The sequence below is a fragment of the Desulfobacterales bacterium genome, from assembly GCA_034003325.1.
GTDB lineage: Bacteria > Desulfobacterota > Desulfobacteria > Desulfobacterales > JAFDDL01 > JAVEYW01.
In genome coordinates, this window is sequence record JAVEYW010000006.1 from 212,970 (window position 1) to 233,776 (window position 20,807).

The 20,807-nt window shown below is 51.3% G+C and carries 22 protein-coding genes; 16 read left to right on the top strand and 6 right to left on the bottom strand.

The annotated features are described in order from the left end of the window. Positions 1–12 precede the first annotated feature (12 nt). Positions 13–198 (bottom strand): hypothetical protein, encoded by a 186-nt coding sequence (locus tag RBT11_08555; protein MDX9786813.1) that lies wholly within the window; start codon positions 196–198, stop codon positions 13–15. On the opposite strand from RBT11_08555, the gene truA reads away from it, so the two are divergent. Further along, on the top strand, positions 197–955 hold the full coding sequence (gene truA, locus RBT11_08560; GenBank protein MDX9786814.1) for a tRNA pseudouridine(38-40) synthase TruA: 759 nt from the start codon (positions 197–199) through the stop codon (positions 953–955). The genes RBT11_08555 and truA overlap by 2 nt on opposite strands. 21 nt (positions 956–976) lie before the next feature. Here truA and RBT11_08565 read toward each other — a convergent pair whose 3' ends face one another. Then, complete coding sequence (locus tag RBT11_08565; GenBank protein MDX9786815.1) at positions 977–2,287, bottom strand: aminotransferase class I/II-fold pyridoxal phosphate-dependent enzyme; 1,311 nt, start codon at positions 2,285–2,287, stop codon at positions 977–979. A gap of 127 nt (positions 2,288–2,414) precedes the next feature. Next, positions 2,415–2,696 carry a PxxKW family cysteine-rich protein gene (locus tag RBT11_08570; protein ID MDX9786816.1) on the bottom strand — a complete coding sequence of 94 codons (282 nt, stop codon included), beginning with the start codon at positions 2,694–2,696 and terminating at the stop codon, positions 2,415–2,417. Between the two features lie 289 nt (positions 2,697–2,985). On the opposite strand from RBT11_08570, the gene RBT11_08575 reads away from it, so the two are divergent. From RBT11_08575 to RBT11_08615, 9 genes are all read left to right on the top strand, one after another. Beyond that, positions 2,986–3,411 (top strand): cytochrome c3 family protein, encoded by a 426-nt coding sequence (locus RBT11_08575; protein ID MDX9786817.1) that lies wholly within the window; start codon positions 2,986–2,988, stop codon positions 3,409–3,411. 72 nt (positions 3,412–3,483) lie between these two features. Continuing rightward, positions 3,484–4,767: a 4Fe-4S dicluster domain-containing protein gene (locus RBT11_08580; GenBank protein ID MDX9786818.1), complete on the top strand. Its 1,284-nt coding sequence runs from the start codon at positions 3,484–3,486 to the stop codon at positions 4,765–4,767. Next, entirely contained in the window at positions 4,760–5,719 is a 960-nt protein-coding gene (locus tag RBT11_08585) for an RnfABCDGE type electron transport complex subunit D (protein MDX9786819.1), read from the top strand. Before RBT11_08580 ends, RBT11_08585 begins: the two co-directional genes overlap by 8 nt. A gap of 1 nt (position 5,720) precedes the next feature. Beyond that, positions 5,721–6,314 carry an RnfABCDGE type electron transport complex subunit G gene (locus RBT11_08590; GenBank protein MDX9786820.1) on the top strand — a complete coding sequence of 198 codons (594 nt, stop codon included), beginning with the start codon at positions 5,721–5,723 and terminating at the stop codon, positions 6,312–6,314. An 11-nt stretch (positions 6,315–6,325) separates the two neighbouring features. Next, positions 6,326–6,937, top strand: a complete 612-nt coding sequence (locus tag RBT11_08595) for an electron transport complex subunit E (protein ID MDX9786821.1) — start codon at positions 6,326–6,328, stop codon at positions 6,935–6,937. Between the two features lie 9 nt (positions 6,938–6,946). Continuing rightward, a complete protein-coding gene (locus tag RBT11_08600) occupies positions 6,947–7,522 on the top strand; it encodes an RnfABCDGE type electron transport complex subunit A (protein ID MDX9786822.1) in 576 nt (191 codons plus the stop codon). 30 nt (positions 7,523–7,552) lie between these two features. Further along, complete coding sequence (locus RBT11_08605) at positions 7,553–9,643, top strand: RnfABCDGE type electron transport complex subunit B (GenBank protein MDX9786823.1); 2,091 nt, start codon at positions 7,553–7,555, stop codon at positions 9,641–9,643. Between the two features lie 87 nt (positions 9,644–9,730). After that, positions 9,731–10,918, top strand: coding sequence for a bifunctional glutamate N-acetyltransferase/amino-acid acetyltransferase ArgJ (gene argJ / locus RBT11_08610; GenBank protein MDX9786824.1), 1,188 nt, complete (start codon positions 9,731–9,733; stop codon positions 10,916–10,918). Positions 10,919–11,044: 126 nt separating this feature from the next. After that, positions 11,045–11,746 (top strand): pseudouridine synthase, encoded by a 702-nt coding sequence (locus RBT11_08615; protein ID MDX9786825.1) that lies wholly within the window; start codon positions 11,045–11,047, stop codon positions 11,744–11,746. On the opposite strand, the gene RBT11_08620 is transcribed toward RBT11_08615, so the two are convergent. Continuing rightward, positions 11,729–12,262, bottom strand: coding sequence for an ATP-binding protein (locus RBT11_08620; protein ID MDX9786826.1), 534 nt, complete (start codon positions 12,260–12,262; stop codon positions 11,729–11,731). The genes RBT11_08615 and RBT11_08620 overlap by 18 nt on opposite strands. A gap of 128 nt (positions 12,263–12,390) precedes the next feature. On the opposite strand from RBT11_08620, the gene RBT11_08625 reads away from it, so the two are divergent. Beyond that, on the top strand, positions 12,391–13,701 hold the full coding sequence (locus tag RBT11_08625) for a nucleotide sugar dehydrogenase (GenBank protein ID MDX9786827.1): 1,311 nt from the start codon (positions 12,391–12,393) through the stop codon (positions 13,699–13,701). Positions 13,702–13,737: 36 nt separating this feature from the next. Beyond that, a complete protein-coding gene (locus tag RBT11_08630) occupies positions 13,738–14,067 on the top strand; it encodes a hypothetical protein (GenBank protein MDX9786828.1) in 330 nt (109 codons plus the stop codon). A gap of 4 nt (positions 14,068–14,071) precedes the next feature. Here the strand turns inward: RBT11_08630 and RBT11_08635 are convergent, their stop codons facing one another. Further along, a complete protein-coding gene (locus RBT11_08635) occupies positions 14,072–15,370 on the bottom strand; it encodes a nucleoside recognition domain-containing protein (GenBank protein MDX9786829.1) in 1,299 nt (432 codons plus the stop codon). Between the two features lie 312 nt (positions 15,371–15,682). On the opposite strand from RBT11_08635, the gene RBT11_08640 reads away from it, so the two are divergent. From RBT11_08640 to nagZ, 4 genes are all read left to right on the top strand, one after another. Continuing rightward, positions 15,683–16,600: an ATP-binding cassette domain-containing protein gene (locus RBT11_08640; GenBank protein ID MDX9786830.1), complete on the top strand. Its 918-nt coding sequence runs from the start codon at positions 15,683–15,685 to the stop codon at positions 16,598–16,600. Further along, on the top strand, positions 16,593–17,396 hold the full coding sequence (locus RBT11_08645; GenBank protein ID MDX9786831.1) for an ABC transporter permease: 804 nt from the start codon (positions 16,593–16,595) through the stop codon (positions 17,394–17,396). The genes RBT11_08640 and RBT11_08645 overlap by 8 nt, the downstream gene beginning before the upstream one ends. Before the next feature lie 109 nt (positions 17,397–17,505). Beyond that, complete coding sequence (gene mltG, locus RBT11_08650) at positions 17,506–18,513, top strand: endolytic transglycosylase MltG (protein MDX9786832.1); 1,008 nt, start codon at positions 17,506–17,508, stop codon at positions 18,511–18,513. Positions 18,514–18,521: 8 nt separating this feature from the next. Further along, a complete protein-coding gene (nagZ, locus tag RBT11_08655) occupies positions 18,522–19,526 on the top strand; it encodes a beta-N-acetylhexosaminidase (protein ID MDX9786833.1) in 1,005 nt (334 codons plus the stop codon). Between the two features lie 161 nt (positions 19,527–19,687). Here nagZ and tsaD read toward each other — a convergent pair whose 3' ends face one another. Continuing rightward, positions 19,688–20,737, bottom strand: coding sequence for a tRNA (adenosine(37)-N6)-threonylcarbamoyltransferase complex transferase subunit TsaD (gene tsaD / locus RBT11_08660; protein ID MDX9786834.1), 1,050 nt, complete (start codon positions 20,735–20,737; stop codon positions 19,688–19,690). Between the last annotated feature and the right edge of the window lie 70 nt (positions 20,738–20,807).

The window sequence follows — 20,807 nt, forward strand, 5'->3', positions numbered from 1 at the left end:
AAAATGAATTTATCAAAAATTAACTGCCCGGATTGCGGCGGAAAGCTTTATGTAAAATTGACCTGAAAGCGGGTAAAGCTTTGCTGCAGGTCCTGCGGCGCAATGCACGACATTGAAAAGTTTGCTGATCTTCTGGATGAAATTTGGGAAACAGCCTTGGCCAATTTTCCCTGTGATCGGCTTTGATCTTTTTGCCATGACGGAATCCCGGAAAAATTTTAAGCTGCTGATCGAGTATGACGGCAGTGCCTATCATGGGTGGCAGCGGCAGCAGAAGGATGAGAGCATTCAAGCTACCATCGAAGCGGCCCTTCACCGGCTGACCGGATCGAGGATATCTCTCATCGGCTCAGGGAGAACGGATGCGGGGGTTCACGCCAAAGGACAGGTCGCCAATTTTTTTTGCGAAACTCATCTTTGTGCGAACACGGTTTGTCGTGGATTAAATGCTTTATTGCCGGATGATATTGCCATTCTCGCATGTACGGTGGTGGATGAAAGTTTCCATGCCCGATTTGACGCGAAAGCCAAAACTTACCGTTATACCATTATCAACCGGTTTTCTCCGGTTGCCGTCGGGCGGCAGTACGCTTGGCATATTCCACAGGATTTGGATGCGGCGGCTATGAAATCCGCGATGCAACATCTCATCGGACGACACGATTTCAAGGCATTTGAAGGCACCGGTAGTCCCAGGGCGCATACCACAAGACATATGCTGAATGCGGTGTTGCAAGTGGATGCGCAACTTTCAAGGCTTAATTTTTACTTTACGGCCGATGGCTTTTTAAGACACATGGTGAGAAACATTGTGGGCACGCTGGTGGAAGTCGGAAGGAGAAAAATCGAACCGACCACTGTTGCTGTCATTCGGGATGCTGCGGACCGTTCCCTGGCCGGTGCAACCGCGCCCGGCCAGGGGTTATGTCTGATGAACGTTTGTTATGACAAGTAAATGGCGTTCGTTTATCGGGGTCTAAGCTTTCAGATCCGAAATTCCCCGTAAGATGGTATCGAACAATAACGGAATATCCTTTTCCTCAAGGCAGGAGAAGGCGATTCTCAGATTGTCCGGGCCAAAGGAAATCAGGCCCACGCCGTATTGGTTCAGCAAATGGACGCGAAGCACTTCCGCATCGACGTTTTTAACCCGAATACACATAAAATATCCGGAATTAAACGGATAGGCTTCAAAGGCATCGCGGTATTTTTCATCCCTGAGCACTTCTTTGACACGTTTGGCGCGGGCGCAAAGGATGGCAAATTTTTCTTCCAGTTCTTTGGCATGGTTCTTGTCCTCCAAAGATTGAAGCACAATCGTTTGGCTTAAATGAGAAGCATTGGAGATGGAACCGCGCACGGCGCCGGCCGTCTTTTTCTCCAGGGCATCGTAGACAGCTGCGCTGTTGCCGTCCATTTTGATTCCGTACGTGATAAATCCGACCCGAAGGCCCCAGACAAAAAGCTCCTTTGTCGCCCCATCCAGCTTGACGGCCAGCAGCCGTGAATCCTGGCGGCACAATTGAGCGAAAAGGGATTCTTTAAGCGTGTCTTTTTCATAAAAGAGACCAAAATAGGCATCATCCGATACAGCAATGACTTGCGTGCCGGCGCGCGCAATTTTTGCCAGAATTTGTACGATTGCCGCCCCTTCGGTTTGGGTTGCCGTATAACCGGTTGGGTTTTGAGGAAAATTCAAAAGGACGATGATTTTTTTGTTGGTTTTCGCTTCCTGGTTCACCGCCGCTTCAAATGCAGCCAGATTAAACCCGCCCGCATTCGAGAAGAGCGGGTATTGTGCGATTCGGGCGCCCTTTCGGACGCTTAAAATCATACTATAATTGCCCCACATCATGTCCGGCAGAATCACGACATCTCCCGGATCGACCCAAACATCGGCAAATACGCTGATAGCATGGGTAATGCCGCAGGTGACGATCGGCAGCCCGATTTCAGTATCGGCTAGGGACGGGTTTTTGCGTTTAAGGCTGTCCTGCCAAGCCTTTCGAAGCGTCATCAACCCGAAGGAGGGGGCATAGGTGAGCGCCTTTTCGGGAGCAATGTCGCGGAGTGCATTCATGACGGAAGGAAAATGCATGGTCTTGCCCTCTTCCGTTGCGATTCCGATAGTGGCATTGAGCCGGTATGCTTTTTCCTTGGCTTCCGCGCTTTGGCTCAATATACCTTTGGGAAAAAACAGGTTTTTTCCGATGTCGGATAACATGTCATATAGTTGGGGGGTCCCTGCCTGAAGTGTCTGATTAAGTTCTTTGGCGATGGGGTTCATGTCAAGGCCTCCTTGGCTTTCCTGTGTGCATAGACGGTTCGGCCTTCATGGCCGTAGAATCGGGTTCATCAAAAAAAAACCCGCTCGGTGCGGAGCGGGTTCAATAGCGTATTGATCAGCAACCGCGTTAACGGTTTCCTCGTTTTGAAGCCTTTATCGGATTGAGTTTTGCCGCGGCTTTCTTTTCTACGGCCATTGTGACATGCGTGGCCATATTGCAATGACCGTGCTTCCATTTTGAAGCCGGATCGGGGCAAGTCATGCAATACCAACCAGTTTTAAACTCCTTGCTTCGGGCGCAACCCTTGCAGGCTTCAATGATTTCAAGACAAGCCCCATTGGTGTAGCTGCATCCCTTGGCAGTCATAAAAGGGCATTCGACACCCTCACGTATCGTCGTGCATTTCATAAAAACCTCCTTGTGACACAAAATAGAATAAAACAGGCCGGAGTGGATAAGTCCGCCCCGTTCTAAGCCCATAATTTTAGACCCCCGAATATAAATGTGAAATAAGTCACTGTCAACGAAAATATGATGAACCAAAATATGATCGAATGGTTTGAATGAAGGGCGTGACGCTATCCTTAGAATAGGGCAATGAAAAAAATCTTGAAAGACAAAACGCATTATGGTAGGGACTTTTCTTTGGTTCGCCATATACCGCGTTAATGATCTCAATCACAAAGGACGTATCAACATGGTTAAAAAAGAACTGAAATTGGCTTACGTTCTGGCAATCGCTCTGCTTGTCGTGGGAGTAATTTGTTATATGGTGCCCGCCAAGGCACCGGCGCAGCCGCTTCGAATGATGTATCAAACCGTCGCCGGAAGGGTGTTGTTTAATCACCAGATCCACCTGGGAGAATCCGGTTACGGCATTTCCTGCAGGGACTGCCATCATCATCCCGAGGATGGCAGCGATACCAGTGGATGCGGTGCCTGCCACAGTCTGCCGGCGGAAGGAAAAACAGTACCCGATGCCTGCCTTGCCTGTCATGAACCGGATGAGCTTGAAGAAGTAACTATGAGCAAGCGCGCGGATGCCTTTCATGCCCAGTGCGTTCAGTGCCACAATGAATATGAATCGGGGCCGGTAGAGTGTTCCGGTTGTCATATCCAGTAACCACAAATAGGATAGCCGAGCATTCGGCTGAACCTGTTTTTCAAATCGCGACCAAACGAATGGGGTTGAATCATGATGAAGAAACCATTTTTCGGCTTGTCTAAACCCCGGGTAATTTATCCGCCGTCCCAGGGTGCCTTCCCGATCCCCAAATCAATTCCTACACCCGGCAGGGTGACACTCCTGATCGACGGTGCGTTGTCATTCGTGGATAAGGATGTCCTGAAAAAAGGCGACGCGGTAAAGACCGGCCAGAAAGTATTGCTGTCAAAGGAGTCCGGTGGCTACGCGATTTCAAGCGTCACCGGAACCGTTTCCGATATCTCCGTTTTTGAAGGGGACTTCGGCAAAATCTATGTGGCGGTGAGCATTGATTCGGCCAAGGCCGAGCAGCTTGATGATCAATTCACTGCCGTGGCCGCCGAGCCATCCCTTCAAACGGCACTCGATTTTCTTCAAACGGCACCGGGCAAACCGCCCTTGTCGATGTTGTCGAATCTTGAGAAGACCATTGAGACCCTCGTTATCTATGCCGAAGATAAAGACCTTCTGATTACCACGAACCGCTATATCGCCACCTCCCGGTTTTCCTCTTTAACCAAGGGGATCGATATGCTTAAAAAAATCAGTGGAATAGATGATATTATCGTGGTAACGCCCCGGGACCGAATTCAAAGCTACGGTGAGATCGGCGCTAAGGTAAGGGCTGTGGACACGGCTTACCCTGCGGCGAATCCGCAGAATATCATGAATCAGGTTTTAGGCAAGGCGGTACCGGTTGGAAAGGCGCCTGAAGATCTGGGCGTTGTTTTTTTCAGCGCTGAATCGGTGGCTGCCCTTGGCGATGCGTTTGAGACCGGGCGGGTGCCGGTAAACAAAATTATCACCGTGATTCATAAAGACGGCAGCCAAACTCTTGTGGAGGCTAGAATCGGAACCCCGATTAGAAATGTATTGGCCGCCTGCGGGGAAACATTATCCGATATGGACCGGCTGATTGTCGGCGGGCCCATGACGGGCAATGCCATCTACTCCGAGGAGCATCCGGTTCAGCCCGACACGGATGCCGTCATGCTGCAGGATAAGGCGGATGTCCCCTTCGTATCCGATTATCCTTGCATCAATTGCGGTGAATGTGTCCGGGTGTGCCCGGCCAAGATGCCGGTCAATATGCTGGTCCGGTTTCTGGAGGCTGGCGTTTATCAGACGGCTGCCGATGAATACGATCTTTATTCCTGCATTGAATGCGGGTTGTGCAGTTACGTGTGTGTCGCAAAAATTCCCATCTTTCAGTATATTCGGTTGGCTAAATTCGCACTGAGCCAAGTCCAAACAGCGGAGGAGCAAAATGATTAGTCAAAAGAAATTTATCGTTTCACACGCGCCGTTTTGGCACTGTGGCAGAAGCGTATCTGAAAGAAGCTACCACACCATGCTGGCGGCGGTGCCGGCGGTGTTGGCCGGGATTATCTCCTATGGCCCTCCCGCGTTGGGCGTTGTGGCGTTTTCCATCGCCACCGCCATGCTTTGGGAGGTTGCATTTAATCGCATCGCCAAGCAGCCGATATCCATCGGGGACGGCAATGCAGCGTTAATCGGCATGGTTCTGGCCATGTTGATGCCTGCCACCATGCCCTGGTGGGGGGTTTTGGTGGGAACCTTTATTGCAATATTTATCGGAAAGATGATTTTCGGCGGTATTGGTAGCAACCCCTTTAATCCGGTAATAATAGCGGTCGCGATTTTGATGGTTTCCTGGAAACACCTCTTCGATTTCGATGGGATGCTGGTCAATTACAATTTGGAATTCTTGACCATCTCTCCCCTGGTTGCCTTAAAGTCTTTCGGGGTTCAGGCCACCACCCAATTCAATCCCCTTGATTTGCTATTGGGACGTCAGGTAGGGGGCATCGGCGCCACATTCGGGCTGGGGATTATTCTCGGTGGTCTCTACCTTATTTTGCGCGGATTTATTCGGTGGGAAATTTCCATCTCTTTTCTGGTCGGCATCGCGGTTACCGCCGTTTTATTCAATTTGTTGAATCCCGCCAAATACGGCGGCCCCCTGATTCATCTCTTGTCCGGTTATACCCTCTTGGGGGCGTTTTTTCTGGCAACGGAAGATTCCTCCTCGCCGGTCAACATGATTCCCATGTTCATCTACGGCGCTTTGGGGGGTGTCATGACCGTGCTGATTCGAAACATCGGCATCTATGCGGACGGCGTTGTTTATGCAATTCTTGTAATTAACCTCGTAAACCCGCTACTGGACAAGATCCGGCCCAAAGCGATTGGAAAGGTGGCCTGATATGAAAGATATGATCAAAATGGTTGTCGTTCTGACGGTCCTGAGCTCGTTTTCCGGGGGACTGCTTGCAGCGCTCAGAGATGGAACCAAGGACCTTATCGAAAAACAGGAGTTGAACCTGGTGAAAGGCCCCGCCATCCGAAAAATTTTGGAAGGGGCCTCTAATGATCCGCTGGTGGATCGTGTCAAGATTCCCGACGGGGAGACGGAGATAAGCGTTTTTGTCGGCGTTTTTGACGGAAAACCGAATACGGTTGTGTTTGAAACCTTCGGCACCGGCTTTGCCGATAAAGTCGGTTTGATGGTGGGCATCAATGTGGACGAGGATAAATTTCACGGTGTTGGCGTCACGACTCATAGTGAAACGCCCGGCCTCGGTGCCAACGCAAAGGAAGATCCGAGCTTTGCGGCTCAATTCAAGGGGCATGCCGTTTCAGGCTCCATTAAGGTGACCAAGGACGGCGGCGACATCAATGCACTCAGTGGCGCTACAATCACGTCCAGAGGTGTTTGCGTTGCAGCCTCGGACGCTGTCACCGTTTACCAGCGAATTAAACCACAACTTATTGAAAAATTAAAAGAAATTAAAAAATAGGGAGACGAGGTATGGCCAAGTCGATTGCTCAGGAATTTACCAAAGGGCTATGGAAGGAAGTCCCGCCGTTCCGGCTCGTACTCGGGCTATGTCCGGTGTTGGGAGTCACCACTACCGTGGAAAACGGCCTCGGCATGGGGATGGCAACGGCGTTTGTTCTGTTGGCGTCCAATATACTGATATCCCTGTTGCGCAAGATTATCCCTTCCAAGGTTCGTATCGCCTGTTTCATTATTGTAATTGCCACCTTTGTTATCGTGGTGGAACTGCTGATGAAGGCGTTTGCCTATTCGCTGTTTTTAAGCCTTGGCGTTTTTATTCCCCTAATTGTTGTAAACTGCATTCTATTAGGGCGTGCTGAAGCATTTGCGGCAAAGAATCCATTGATCCCATCGATTGCAGATGGTCTTGGTATCGGTATCGGCTTTACCCTTTCACTGACCGCGATCAGTGCGGTTCGAAACCTGATTGGCAAAGGAGAGCTGACCATCTGGAAAGGCGTTGTGGTCGAACAGATCTTCGGTGCTTCCTATCAACCGTTTGAATTTATGGTCCAAGCACCCGGCGCCTTCCTTTGCCTGGGGCTGATGTTATGCATGATGAACCTTATGGGGAAAAAATAGGAGCAGAAAATGGGCGATCTCATCATCCTATTGATTAGCTGTATCATTGTTAACAATATTTTGCTGGCGCAGTTTTTGGGGAACTGCCCGTTTTTGGGCACTTCCAAGAAGATGGAAACTGCGGTCGGCATGGCCATGGCAGTTGTTTTTGTTCTGGTGCTGGCGGGCGTTATTACCTGGATGATCTATTACTGGTTGTTGCTGCCGTTTAACTTGGTGTATTTGCGGACCATTTCTTTTATTCTTGTCATTGCCGCACTGGTTCAATTCGTAGAGATGTTTTTGAAAAAAAGTATTCCGGCGTTGTATGCCGGGTTGGGGATTTTCCTGCCGCTGATTACCACCAACTGCGCCGTTATGGGTGCCTGTGTGATTAATATCGACAAAGAATATACCTTTATTCAAGCGCTGGTTGCCTCTCTGGGCTTTGCGGCGGGGTTCGGGTTGGCGCTCATCCTTTTCGCGGGTGTGCGGGAGCGGATATTACTCGCGCGGGTTCCCAAACCATTGCAGGATACTTCCATTGCACTGGTGACGGCCGGGTTGTTGTCCCTGACATTTTTTGCATTTAAAGGCATGGTTTAATCTTACGGACCATATCTTAAGGAGTTCATCGTGATTGAAGCCATTTTATCCATGTGCATCCTTGGTGCCGTTTGCGGGATACTTCTAAGCGTCGCCTCCAAGGTGTTTTATGTTTATGAAGATCCCCGGATTGCCGAGGTTGAAAATTTTTTGGCAGCCGCCAATTGCGGTGGTTGCGGGTTTGCCGGTTGTTCGGCGGCTGCGGTGGCCATTGTGACGGGAAAGGCGCCGCCGAGCGCTTGCATCGTGGCGGGGCCGGAATCCGCGATCGCGATTGCCGGTGTGCTTGGTGTGGATCCCGGCAGCGCCGAGCCCAAAATTTCCCATAATGAATGTGAGGGAGGCTTTCGGGCGGCTGATAAATTTGACTATATGGGCATTAACAGCTGCCGGGCCATGGCCGTCATGTATGGGGGAAAGCGTGTTTGCACCATCGGATGCATCGGCATGGGTGATTGTGTCAAGGCCTGCAAATTTGATGCAATCCATATAGGCCCCAATGGGTTTCCGGTGGTGGATGAGACCAAATGTGTCGGGTGCGGCGCATGCGAAACGGCCTGCCCGAAAGATATTTTGCATGTTCGCACCATGAGCGATCGGCTGCTGCATTTTAATCAGGAAGACGATGCGCTGGCGCCGTGCGCCCAGACATGCCCGGCGGAGATCGACATCCCCAAATACATTTCCCAGATTCGTGAAGGGAACTACGAGGGTGCGGTTCACACCATTCGGGAACGAAATCCATTGCTTCTCTCCTGCGGCCGGGTTTGCCCCCATCCCTGTGAAGATTATTGCCGCAGAGGCATCGAGGATGAACCGGTTTCCATCAACCAGTTAAAACGATTTGTGGCGGATTATGAAATGAATTCCGGCAAGCGGCTACCCGTTTCTTGCGCGCCGGATACCGGCAAGAAAGTAGCCGTTGTGGGCGGCGGACCCGCCGGGCTCAGCTGCGCGTTTTTTCTGCGGCGATTGGGCCACAGTGTGACGATTTTTGATATGATGCCGGAACTTGGCGGCATGATTCGATATGGCATCCCCGAATACCGATTGCCCAAACAGGTGCTTAAATGGGAGACGGATGGTATTTTAAACCTGGGGATCGAAGCGCGCTTGAATGTCAAGCTCGGAAAGGATTTTACCATCAGCTCGCTAAGAGAAGACGGCTATGACGCTATTTTCCTGGGGGTGGGCGCATGGAAGGATTATAAACTCGGTGCTGAAGGGGAAGACCTTGGAAATTGCTATACGGGCATTGATTTTCTAACCAAATTTGCCGCATACCAGCAGGAAGGCAAGCCGGTCAACCAATATCCCATCGGTCAAAAATGCGTGGTGATCGGTGGGGGGAATACGGCTATTGACTGCGTGCGGACCCTTGTCAGGCTCGGCGCCAAAGAGGTTTCGATCGTGTATCGACGAACCCGCGCTGAAATGCCTGCCAACATGGTGGAAATCGAGGCGGCTGAACATGAGGGCGTTAATTTTCATTTTCTGGCTGCGCCGACCCGTGTGATCGGCGATGAAAACGGTAAGGTCAAGCAGTTGGAATATCTTAAAATGGAGCTGGGTGAGCCGGATGCCAGCGGCCGACGGCGACCGGTTCCGGTTGAGGGCTCTGAGACCTTGATGGATATTGATATGTTGGTCACTGCGATTGGTCAGGGGCCGGATGTTTCATTTGTGGATCAGGAAAAGGAAACGGCTGATATTAAAATCACCCGATGGAACACCATCGATGGGGACGCGGAGGTTTTACAGTCTTCCGTGCCGTATATTTTTGCGGCGGGCGATGCGTATACCGGCGCCTCTCTGGTTGTGGAGGCCATCGGCGGCGGACGCCGTGCGGCCCGGGCGATTCATCTGTTTCTGAAAGAAGAAGAGGTGGTTCCGGTTCCAAAATCCCTGCGGAAAAAGCATATTCCGGAATCTATTTTTGAATCCGTTGACGGCATTGAGGCAAAGAAACGCACGCCGATGCCGGAAATGGAAGTGGCTGAGCGAATCAAATCTTTTGTGGAAGCGGATTTGGTTATTTCCGAAGCATCGGCTGCCTACGAGTCAAATCGCTGTCTCAATTGTTGCCGTATTTGCTACAACAAGGATACGCAAGCGGCATAGAATTGATATATCGTGCTTGATTTTCCGGCTTCATTTCGGATTCTCCCGAATGAAGCCGGTTTTTTTTCAGTATGAGGAGAACATGCCATGTCAATGGAGATCAAATGCCCCGGCTTCAGGGCCGCTGGTGTAGCGGCTGCCATCAAACAGGCAAACCGGTTGGATATGGGCTTGATCGTTTCTGACGTGCCGGCTGCTGTTGCGGGGATCTTTACAAAAAATAAAATAAAAGCGGCGCCGGTGCTGATGGATATGCAGCGGGTTCAATCCGGATCGGCGCAGGCCATTGTCGTCAATGCCGGCAATGCCAATTGCTGCACGGGCGCTCAGGGAATGGGCGATGCCATGGAAATGGCCGCTCTTGTTGCGGATTCTCTTGGTATTTCTCGTGAACTCGTATTGGTGTCCTCTACCGGTGTGATTGGAAAATCGATGCCCATGGATCGAATTTCGGCGGCCATTCCACGGTTGGTTGCCGGGCTGTCCTATCAAGGCATTATGGCGGTGGCCAAAGCGTTTATGACCACCGATACAGTGCCAAAGGCGATTTCGAGTCAAGGAATAATCGACGGCAAGGTGTTTACGTTGACCGGCATCATCAAGGGCGCCGGCATGATTCGGCCGGATATGGCTACTATGTTGTGCTATATTTTGACGGACGCGAAAGCCCCTCCTGGCTTTCTGAAAAATGCATTGATCGCCGCCGCGAATATATCCTTTAACCGGGCAAGCGTGGATGGCGATACAAGCACCAACGATACCGTACTGCTGTTAGCCAATGGCGTCTCCGGTATTCAAATCGAATCATCCGAGCATGAGGCTGTTTTTCAAGAGGTATTGAACGCGCTTTGTTTAAAGCTCGCAAAGGCCATGATTCGGGATGGGGAGGGGGTCAACAAACTCGTTGATCTTATGGTAAAGGGCGCCTTGACGGATGCGGATGCTTACCGTGTAGCGGAGACAGTGGGACACTCTCCTCTGGTTAAAACCGCGCTTTTTGGTGAAGATGCCAACTGGGGACGGATTGTAGCGGCCGTTGGCCGGGCGGGCGTCGAGATCGAGCCGGAAAAAATCGATATCTATTTTGATCAGGTGCAACTGCTACAAAACACCCGGTGGTGTGGTGCGCAGGCCGAGGCCGAGGCAACCGAGGTGATGCGGCAATCTGAATATGCCCTGCGGATTGATTTAAACATGGGCTCCGGTAGCGCACAGCTGATCACTTGCGATTTTTCAATGGATTATGTCAGAATTAATGCGGACTACCGCACCTGAAGCGGCAACGCTGGAAGCTGGGCGGCTGGGCTGACGGGCGGCCAACGACCTTTTCCATTGATGAACGTTGTGCACGCTTTTTCGTGCATGTTTCTAAGGCAGTCGACAGGGGGAAAACAGGGCATCATGGCGCTGATTCGGTTGCAAAAATATTTATCCGAGGCGGGGCTTTGTTCCCGGCGGCATGGAGAGGCGTTAATTCTTCAGGGCCGGGTAACGGTTAACGGCAATACGGTTTCGGTCCTGGGAGTCAAGGTGGACCCGAAAACCGATGCCGTTGCCGTGAATGGTCGCCTGCTTAAATCGGAAGCGCCGCGCATCTATATTGCGTTGAACAAGCCCCCCGGATATGTGTCGAGTTGCCGTCATGCCGGTAAAAAGATCGTGCTGGAATTGGTGGATTTGCCTCATCGGGTGTTTCCGGTGGGGCGTCTGGATGAAGATTCAGAGGGGCTGTTATTGATGACCAACGATGGGGCCTTGCACAACCGGTTGAGTCATCCGTCCTTTGATCATGAAAAGGAGTATGAGGTAACGGTTGCGCAGCCGATCACGGATCAGGCCTTGCGGGAAATGGCTGATGGTATAATGCTAAAAGGCAAAAAGACCCGCCGTGCCGAGGTGCATCGGATTAATCCGGCGTGTTTTCGCATTACCTTAAAAGAGGGGCGTAATCGACAGATTCGGCGGATGGTCGAGCAAACCGGAAATCAGGTAACCGTGCTTAAACGGATTCGTATTGCCAACATTCGGCTGGGCGGACTGGCCATGGGCAAATGGCGGCACCTGAGCGCGGATGAAACGCGGGGACTATTGAATGCGGGATAAAATATATTCGGTTCGCTCCGCCACCGGCAGGACGGGGACCCGAATCACGTCGTATTTAAGAAGTTGATAGCTTTCCCATAACAACCGGTCTAGTTTTTCCGCGATTATTTCGTCCTCAATGCGGACCTTGTCCCGTTTGAACCGGAATCGCTCAAATAGAAATATTTTCTTATAGTGATACAGGCGACTTTTTTTAAGCGGCAGGTCTGGGTCAAGGCCCGCATGAATAAAATAAGCCAGGCTATCCGGAATAGCCCGGTCCAAAAAGATGAGCGCGGTCGGTGAGAGGCCGGCTTCTATTTTTTCTTTTTCCTCGAGAATACGGTATTCAAATGCGGATTCATCGGATTTTATTTCCGCCAGGGATAACCCCTGCTGCAACGCCTTGTCAATGAGGGCGCGGGCAACCTCATGCACCACGGAATAGCCTTTTTTCTCAAGTGCGCAGATAACCGATGTTTTCCCGGAGCAGGGTGCTCCGGTAATGACGATCCAGTTGGTTTGCTGCATGGCCATACTTTCTATCCGAGTCAATAAAATAAATGACTTGTCACCCCATTTATGATATCGGAGTTCGAGATTATCCCATGAGGTTAAGTTCTGGCAAGTCATTTTCAGTCACTTCTATGGTAACGAGGCGATATATGGTGAGCTTTGATGCGTTATGCGCGGGCAAGGAAAAAATTGCCGTAATCGGGTTGGGGTATGTGGGCTTGCCGCTGGCGGTTCATCTATCCAATTATTTTAAAGTCGTGGGTTACGATTTGAAATCCGAGAGAGTGGCGGAATTAAAAGCGGGCCATGACCGGACTCTGGAAGTGAGTGACAAGGCGTTATCAGCTGCAACCGTTGAGTTTACGGAGCATCCCGTGCGGCTTTCCGAATGTGCGCTGATTATCGTTGCTGTCCCCACGCCGATTGATGCATACAAAATACCGGACTTTGGGCCGTTGGCGGGTGCATCTCGAATCGTGGGGCAACATATGCAAGAAGGCGCTTGTGTGGTCTATGAATCCACGGTTTATCCGGGTGCTACGGAAGAAGTTTGCGTGCCGATTCTTGAGAAAGCATCCGGCATGCATTTTGGTTCGGATTTTACGGTAGGCTACTCACCCGAACGAATCAACCCGGGCGATAAAGAACACACCCTGGAGACGATCGTCAAGATTGTTTCGGGATCGAATGATGCCACCCGGGAGTTGCTGGCGAATGTTTACGGGAAAGTTGTCCGGGCCGGCATTCACAAGGCTTCTTCCATTAAAGTGGCGGAGGCGGCCAAAGTTATTGAAAATACGCAGCGAGATATTAATATTGCGCTGATGAATGAGCTGGCCATGATATTTCATAAGGGCGGCATCGATACCCTGGAAGTGCTGGCCGCCGCCGGCACCAAGTGGAATTTTTTGCCCTTCAGACCGGGCTTGGTGGGGGGCCATTGCATTGGGGTGGATCCCTATTATCTGACCTTTAAGGCGGAAGCGTTGGGATATCATCCGGAGATGATTCTGGCCGGCCGGCGGATCAACGATGATATGGGCAAGTATATGGCCGAGCGAACTGTAAAGATGCTCATCGCCGAAGATAAGCATGTCAAGGGCGCCAAAGTGGCCGTGCTGGGCATCACGTTTAAGGAAAACGTTCCAGACTTAAGAAATACACGGGTGGTGGACATCGTGAGTGAATTAGTGGATTACGGCATAGAGGTCAAGGTTCATGACCCCCTGGCGGATTCAGATGAAGCCCTACGATATTATGGTCTGACCCTGCAGCCCCTGGCGGCGCTTCAGGAAGTGGATGCCGTAATTTTGGCAGTCGGGCATCATGATTACAAGGTGTTGGGGCTGGAAAAAATAGCCTCGCTTTGTTCCCTCGGAAAGAAAATTGTTGTTGATATCAAGGGAATGTATACGCCCGAAGCGGCGGCGGCATTGGACATCGCTTATTGGCGGTTGTAGCGAATTTCTTTTCTACCCCAACCATATGGGTGACCCATGAAATTAAAAGACATTTTTCAACAACTGGCGCATTTGAAAATCGTTGAAACCCGCGTCATGGATGATGAATACGTTGAGTTGGTTTTTTTGAATATGGATTTGGGGGCGTGGTATAAGACCCTGGCCGCCAATCTCGGGGAACCGCGAAAACAGGCCGGCAGTGAACCAACCCGAGAGGATCAGACACTAACCCGTCAAACCGGTGGTATATGGGTCAATCAGACGTTGTTTGAAAAATCCTTCGGTGATGTGACGGTGATCGCCAAGTTCTGGCCCTGGGGGGATGAGGTGCACACCACCCTAAAGATGGCGCTTCTGATTCATTAAAAATTCATCCGTATAGATAAAGGCAGGCGATCACGGCGAATATCACGCCCGCCGCATCCGCGGTAAGTGCCGCCGCCAGGGTATGGCGTATTCGCCGCACTTGGACCGAACCGAAGTATACGGCCATGACATAAAATGTTGTTTCGGTGGAGCCCTGAAGGGTGCTGACCAGGTATCCGGTGTAACTATCGGGCCCCACGGTCGGATCATTGATAAGGGAAGCCAGAATGCCGTAGGCGCCCGAGCCGGAAAGGGGTCGCATCAGGGCCATGGGCAGCGCTTCAGCCGGCATGCCGACCTTGGACGTCCAAATACCGAGCCAGCCAACCAGCGCGTCCAGCCCGCCGCTGGCCCGAAACATGCCCACCGCCACCAGAATAGCCACCAGGTACGGAATAATTTTCAGCGCAACTTGAAATCCTTTCTTGGCGCCGTCCACAAACACTTCATAGACGTGAACTTTTCGAAAAAGGCCGAACAGCAGAAACACTATCATTAGGCCCGGTAAAATCCAGGGTGAAACCTGTTTTCCGTAAACAATCGATAGCGGTATCGCACAGACAAGGGCGCTGATTACCGAAATGCCGACCCAGGTGGGGTACCCGGTCGCCCTATCCGGGTGTGACAACGCTTCTGCCAAGGTGGGTTCGGTTCTTTCTTGAATCGTTGGATCAGCCGATGCGTCTGTAATCGGCAAGGGAGAAAACCGGCGATAGAGGATTGTCGCGAGAATAGCGATGGCCGTTGAGCACATGGTGGCAAAGAGGGTGGTGGGCAAAATGCCGGCAGGATCACTTGAACCGGCCGCGGCACGCAAGGCGATGACGCCGGTGGGCAAAAGGGTCACGCTGGAGGTGTTGATGGCCAGAAAAAGCGCCATAGCGTTGGTGGCGGTGCCTTTATGCGGATTGAGGCTGTCAAGCTCCTGCATGGCCCGAATGCCAAATGGTGTGGCCGCATTTCCAAGACCGAGTGCATTGGCGGACATATTTAAAATCATGGCGCCCATGGCCGGATGATCCGGCGGCACATCCGGAAAGAGGCGCACCATGAGCGGTCGAATCAAGCGTGCCAAAATGGTGAGCATGCCGCCGGCTTCGGCGATCTTCATCAACCCTAGAAAAAGCGTCATCACCCCGACCAGCCCGATCGCCAGATCCACCGCCCCTGCGGCGGATTCCACCATAGCCGAGGTCAGAGCCGCCATGGGCGAGATAGCTTCTCCTGCGGCTACCCATGAAAGCTGGTGCCAACCCGCAAAGAGAAAAGAAACCCCCACCAGCAAAAAGAAAATAATATTCATGCGGGAAATTTTACCTCATTAATAGTCTCAGCTCTTGCCGCCATGTTATTCCGATCTGCTTGTGTGGTTGACCGGTTATGGCTGGTTCATCTTATGATGACAGCTTTTATTATAGATCTTAAATGGTGCAGGCTAACATAAGCCTCTTTTTAAAACAAGCAGTTGGCGCAGTTGGCGCATGACGTATAAAGACAAGGCGTTTCAGCACGGCAAGGGGAGAAGATTGTTTACAATCGGTTTTGGCTTGGGTAAAGTCTTCTTTTTTTTACGACGCATTGCGGGCGCCATTTGAGCGCATAAAAGGTGATCGCCATGAGAGAGTTGGCAATTCAAGTTGATAAGGCAACCAAGACGTTTAAGGCCATAAGAGCGGTCGACGCGCTGAGTTTTGAAGTACAAACCGCCCAATGCTTCGGGCTTCTCGGCCCCAATGGTGCCGGAAAATCGACCATGATGAACATGCTTTACGGTAAAACGCGGCGAGACGGCAACGGGGGCGGACAAATTAATGTGTTCGGATATGATCCGGAGGACAATGCCCTTGCGATCAAATTTCTTTCCGGTATTGTACCCCAGGAAAACAACCTGGATATAGAGTTGAGCGTGCTTCAGAATCTGCTGATCTATTCGCGGTTTTACGGACTCAAAAAACAGGCGGCCCTGCCGCGTATCGAAACCCTGTTGGCGTTCATGGAGCTGACCGAGAAGATAAATTCCAAGATTCGTGATCTTTCCGGCGGAATGCAGCGGCGCCTTGTTATTGCCCGGGCCTTGATCAATCAGCCGAAGTTGCTGATTCTGGATGAGCCCACTACCGGGCTGGATCCTCAGGTGCGTCAGCTGATCTGGGATAAACTGAGAATGCTTCAGCAAGAAGGTGTTACGATTCTGCTCTGCACCCATTATATGGAGGAAGCCTTTCAAATTTGTGATCGATTGATCATTATGAATGGCGGCCGAAAAGTCATGGAGGGAAAGCCGGCCACGCTCATTTCCGAGCACATGGAGCCCTGGGTTCTGGAGGCGTTCGGCGCGGACTTGCCCGATGAAAAAGATGTTCCCGATCGAATCCGCGTGGAGAAGACTGCTCATCGGGTGCTGCTCTATTCAAAGGATCTCGGTGCGCTTAAAACCGTTCGAAACGGCTTGCGGGCAGGGGATTATTTTCTGAGGCAATCCAATCTCGAGGATTTATTCCTGAAAACGACGGGGAGAAAATTAAATGAATAACCCGGCGCCAATGCGAAACGTTCTATCCGAACCGCCGTCGCTCTTTGTGAGGCTGTTCAGCGTCTGGTACCGGCATTACCGGGTTTATACCCGGAATTTGATCAGCAACGGGTTCCCGCCTTTTCTCGAGCCTCTTTTTTTCCTGGCCGGCGTGGGGCTGGGGTTAGGGCAATTCGTCGGTGTGATCGACGGCGCTCCCTACGTGGTCTTTCTGGCTTCCGGCATTATTGCGCCGCCGGCCATGTTTACCGCTTCATTCGAGTGCACTTATGGCACCTTTATTCGGCTTGAGTTTGATCGGGTTTATGACGGCATGATATCCGCGTCCCTGACGAGCCGGGATCTTTTTGTCGGGGAGATGCTTTTTTGCGCCACCAAAGGCCTGTTCTATTCGGCCGCAGTGCTTTGCGTGATCTATCCCTTTGGATTGATTGCATCCCCGATGGGCTTTTTGGCGCCTGTGGGTGGGTTTTTCACGGGGTTGATGTTTGCGGCGCTTGGGCTTTATATTACTTCCTTTGTAAAGAATATCAATCACTTCAATTTTTATTTCACAGGACTGATAACGCCCATGTTTTTTTTCTCCGGAGTGGTATTTCCGCTTTCATCCCTGCCGGCCTATATTCGACCGGTCGCCGAGATTTTTCCCCTCACGCACGCGGCTCGTCTTATTCGGGCCTTTTGTTTCAACCGGTTTGATCTGTTGACCGTGGTCAGCCTGATTTATATGCTTGTGTTTACGATCATGGTTGGTTTTTTGGCGATCCGACGTTTGGAGAAAAGAATCATCTTGTAAAGCAGCCAATACCGTCGGAGAGATCTTCTCCGGTTTTCACCTGATTTCAACAGCGGCCGGCCAATTTGTTATTTTGACAAATTCAGGGAGTTCACATATGGTGGCGGCCATGAAAAAGGTTGCACTACCATTGGGTGTGGGTTTGGTTTTTTTCATGCTCGCCGTGTTTTATGCGGTCTTCGATCTGATGCGTTATGCCTATAACGGCGCCGCGTCGACTGTGGATGAACCTCGGACGGTGATCGTGCCCTCGGGGCAGCGATTTGTCGATACAACCGAGCAATTGCTTGAGGCGGGCGTTATTCAAAAGCCCAATCGCTTTAGAGCGTTTGCGCGGTTATACGGTTACGATAAACGTGTTAAAGCCGGAGAATATCTGCTTTCCACCGCTATGTCGCCGGCGAAGGTGATTGAAACGCTGATTTTAGGGAAAGTGGTGCTTCACCGGCTTACCGTGCCTGAAGGCTATACGTATCGGCAAATAGGCGACTTGTTGGAAAAGACGGGCTTGGTAACGGCATCCGAATTCATCACCCGGGCTCGGGATGCCGAACTGGTGCGTCAATTCGGTGTTCCGGGGGAAACATTGGAAGGCTATCTTTATCCGGACACTTATTTTTTCCCGAGAGGGGTGACTGCCCGTGAAATCATCACCGCCATGATTCACCGGTTCGAAACGGTGATGACGAGCCAATGGAAGGAGCGGGCGGCCCAGCTTCAATTATCCGTTCATCAGGTCATGACACTGGCTTCCATTATCGAAAAGGAAACTGGTGCGCCCGAGGAACGCGCCATCATATCTTCGGTTTTTTTTAACCGTCTTCATCGCGGCATGCGTCTTGAATCCGATCCGACCGTTATTTACGGAATTACGGATTTTGACGGCAATATTACCCGCAATCATCTGAAAGAAAAAACACCTTATAACACCTATCAAATTGAAGGTCTTCCCCCCGGCCCCATTGCCAATCCCGGAAAGGAAGCCATTCATGCGGCGCTGTTTCCTCAGCAGACCGACTTCCTGTTCTTTGTTTCAAAACAAAACGGCACGCATCATTTCTCTAAAGATATGAAAGAACACTTGCGGGCTGTAAGTCAATACCAGCTCCGCAAATGAGGACATGCATGGTTCTTCAATCATTTACAGTGGAACAACTGGCGGGCCAGCGGTTGATGGTGGGTTTTGACGGCCTGGTGCTCGATGCCGAACTCAAGTACTTGATTGATACCCTCAAGGTGGCAGGCCTCGTTCTTTTCAAGCGCAACATCGAATCACCCGAGCAGATTCGCCGGCTGTGCGTTTCCGCACAGGAGTATGCGCGTGCCTGTGGTCAGCCGCCGCTTCTGATCGCGATTGACCAGGAGGGCGGACAAGTCGCCCGCCTGAAAAAGCCGTTTACCGAGTTTGACGGCCAGCCCGCCATGAAAGACACCGATGATGCCGTTCGATTCGCGCATATCTGCGCCAAGGAATTAAAGGCGGTCGGCATCAACATGAATTTTGCGCCGGTGCTGGATGTGGCGCCGCTGGAGATGAAAAGTATCATGGCGGGCAGATCCTTTGGCGCGGAGCCCCATCGGGTGGCGTTAATGGGAGAGACCGTGATTCAGCACTTGCAGGAAAACGGCGTCATGGCCGTGGTCAAGCATTTTCCCGGAATCGGTAGAACCATTCTGGATTCCCATTTGGATCTGCCGACGCTTGATTCGTCGCTGTCAGAACTGGAATCGTTTGATTTAATTCCATTTCAGCGCGCCATCAATGCCAATGTGGCTGGCATGATGCTTTCTCATATCATGTATCCGCAACTCGATGCCGATTGGCCGGCCAGCCTGTCTCCGGTTATTGCGAAGACTCTTTTAAGGCGGCAACTGGGCTATCAGGGTGTGGTGATTACGGATGATCTTGATATGGGGGCCATTGTCAAATATTTTGGATTTGAAAATGCCGTGTTACAGGTGATGGCCGCGGGTATCGATATCGCGCTTATTTGCCATCGAAGTGAAAAAATGGAAATGGGGGTTAATGCCATCCGGTCCCGATTAAATCGTTCCGAGAGCGATTACGAGCGTTGCCGGATTTCGGTCAACCGAATCTTATCACTAAAAAACAGGTTTCTAACTGCCTAATCCGGCAAAGCCGGATGCTGGAATGCTGGGATGCTGGGAAGCATAAAAGCCATTTTTCACCTTCGGCGAATATACGCGCAAAAGCGTGCATGTTTCTAGTAAAGGGCCTAATCTGGTAAAGCTATCAGCTGGGCGGCCTGGCGGCCAACGACCTTCTCCATTTATGCACGCTTTTTTGTGCCTGTTTCTGATAAAGGGGTTAAAGGGCCTAACCGTTTAACAGCTCTCGAATATACATCCTGATCAAGACAATCTGCCCGCCCGCTTTTCAAATAATGGTATCCGACGGCGGCGATCATGGCGGCATTGTCGCCGCAAAGGGAAGGAGAAGGCAGATGCGCTTGAAGCCCGTTGGTATTGGCTTCTTTCACGATCTTCTGCCGAAGTCGGCTATTTGCGGCGACACCGCCGACAATGGAAAGATGCTGACAGTTTTTTGCGATGGCTGCTCGAACGATTTTCCGGACCAGCACCTCCACCACCGCTTCTTGAAAACCGGCCGCAATATCACGAATCTGCGCCTGATATTCCGTCGAATGGGTCTGAATATATCGGTTTACAGCGGTTTTAAGGCCGCTGAAGCTGAAATCAAATTCGCTTTTCTTGACATGGGCTCTCGGGAACCGGATTTGTTTCGGGTTCCCCTTTTTAGCCAACTGATCGATGATCATTCCGCCCGGATAACCGAGCCCGAGCATTTTCGCCACCTTGTCATATGCCTCACCGGCGGCATCATCCCGGGTTTGTCCCATCAGGCAGTATTGCATATGCGATGTCACATGGTAAAGGCTGGTGTGCCCGCCTGAAACAAGGAGGGATACAAACGGGAAAGGCGGTGGATTCGGTTCCAGAAAAATACTGAAGAGATGCCCTTCCAGGTGATCGACGCCGACCCATGGAATTTTCAGCGCATAGCCGAGCGCTTTTGCAAATGAAAAGCCCACCAGCAAAGAGCCTACCAGTCCCGGGCCGCGGGTAGCGGCAATGCCGTCGATTTGAGCAAAGTTCAAGCCGGCTTGGTTAAGCGCGTCACTCACCACGGGTACGATGGCTTCGGTATGTTTTCTGGACGCCAGTTCGGGCACCACACCGCCATAGGGGTGATGAATGGATACCTGAGAAGACACCACGGAGGAAAGGATGTGGAGGCCGTCTTTAACCACGGCGGCCGCTGTTTCATCGCAGGAGGATTCAATTCCGAGAATAAGCATAAGAACTATATTGGAACCTGTATTGTAACCCGACACAAAAAACGGGTAGGTTCGTATCTGGGAAATAATG

Bases quoted from the DNA above. Each gene is read 5' to 3' on its own strand.
- truA (MDX9786814.1), top strand. From the start codon at position 197: ATGACGGAATCCCGGAAAAATTTTAAGCTGCTGATCGAGTATGACGGC.
- RBT11_08555 (MDX9786813.1), bottom strand. From the start codon at position 198: ATGGCAAAAAGATCAAAGCCGATCACAGGGAAAATTGGCCAAGGCTGT.
- RBT11_08565 (MDX9786815.1), bottom strand. From the start codon at position 2,287: ATGAACCCCATCGCCAAAGAACTTAATCAGACACTTCAGGCAGGGACC.
- RBT11_08570 (MDX9786816.1), bottom strand. From the start codon at position 2,696: ATGAAATGCACGACGATACGTGAGGGTGTCGAATGCCCTTTTATGACT.
- RBT11_08575 (MDX9786817.1), top strand. From the start codon at position 2,986: ATGGTTAAAAAAGAACTGAAATTGGCTTACGTTCTGGCAATCGCTCTG.
- RBT11_08580 (MDX9786818.1), top strand. From the start codon at position 3,484: ATGATGAAGAAACCATTTTTCGGCTTGTCTAAACCCCGGGTAATTTAT.
- RBT11_08585 (MDX9786819.1), top strand. From the start codon at position 4,760: ATGATTAGTCAAAAGAAATTTATCGTTTCACACGCGCCGTTTTGGCAC.
- RBT11_08590 (MDX9786820.1), top strand. From the start codon at position 5,721: ATGAAAGATATGATCAAAATGGTTGTCGTTCTGACGGTCCTGAGCTCG.
- RBT11_08595 (MDX9786821.1), top strand. From the start codon at position 6,326: ATGGCCAAGTCGATTGCTCAGGAATTTACCAAAGGGCTATGGAAGGAA.
- RBT11_08600 (MDX9786822.1), top strand. From the start codon at position 6,947: ATGGGCGATCTCATCATCCTATTGATTAGCTGTATCATTGTTAACAAT.
- argJ (MDX9786824.1), top strand. From the start codon at position 9,731: ATGTCAATGGAGATCAAATGCCCCGGCTTCAGGGCCGCTGGTGTAGCG.
- RBT11_08615 (MDX9786825.1), top strand. From the start codon at position 11,045: ATGGCGCTGATTCGGTTGCAAAAATATTTATCCGAGGCGGGGCTTTGT.
- RBT11_08620 (MDX9786826.1), bottom strand. From the start codon at position 12,262: ATGGCCATGCAGCAAACCAACTGGATCGTCATTACCGGAGCACCCTGC.
- RBT11_08625 (MDX9786827.1), top strand. From the start codon at position 12,391: ATGGTGAGCTTTGATGCGTTATGCGCGGGCAAGGAAAAAATTGCCGTA.
- RBT11_08630 (MDX9786828.1), top strand. From the start codon at position 13,738: ATGAAATTAAAAGACATTTTTCAACAACTGGCGCATTTGAAAATCGTT.
- RBT11_08635 (MDX9786829.1), bottom strand. From the start codon at position 15,370: ATGAATATTATTTTCTTTTTGCTGGTGGGGGTTTCTTTTCTCTTTGCG.
- RBT11_08640 (MDX9786830.1), top strand. From the start codon at position 15,683: ATGAGAGAGTTGGCAATTCAAGTTGATAAGGCAACCAAGACGTTTAAG.
- RBT11_08645 (MDX9786831.1), top strand. From the start codon at position 16,593: ATGAATAACCCGGCGCCAATGCGAAACGTTCTATCCGAACCGCCGTCG.
- mltG (MDX9786832.1), top strand. From the start codon at position 17,506: ATGAAAAAGGTTGCACTACCATTGGGTGTGGGTTTGGTTTTTTTCATG.
- nagZ (MDX9786833.1), top strand. From the start codon at position 18,522: ATGGTTCTTCAATCATTTACAGTGGAACAACTGGCGGGCCAGCGGTTG.
- tsaD (MDX9786834.1), bottom strand. From the start codon at position 20,737: ATGCTTATTCTCGGAATTGAATCCTCCTGCGATGAAACAGCGGCCGCC.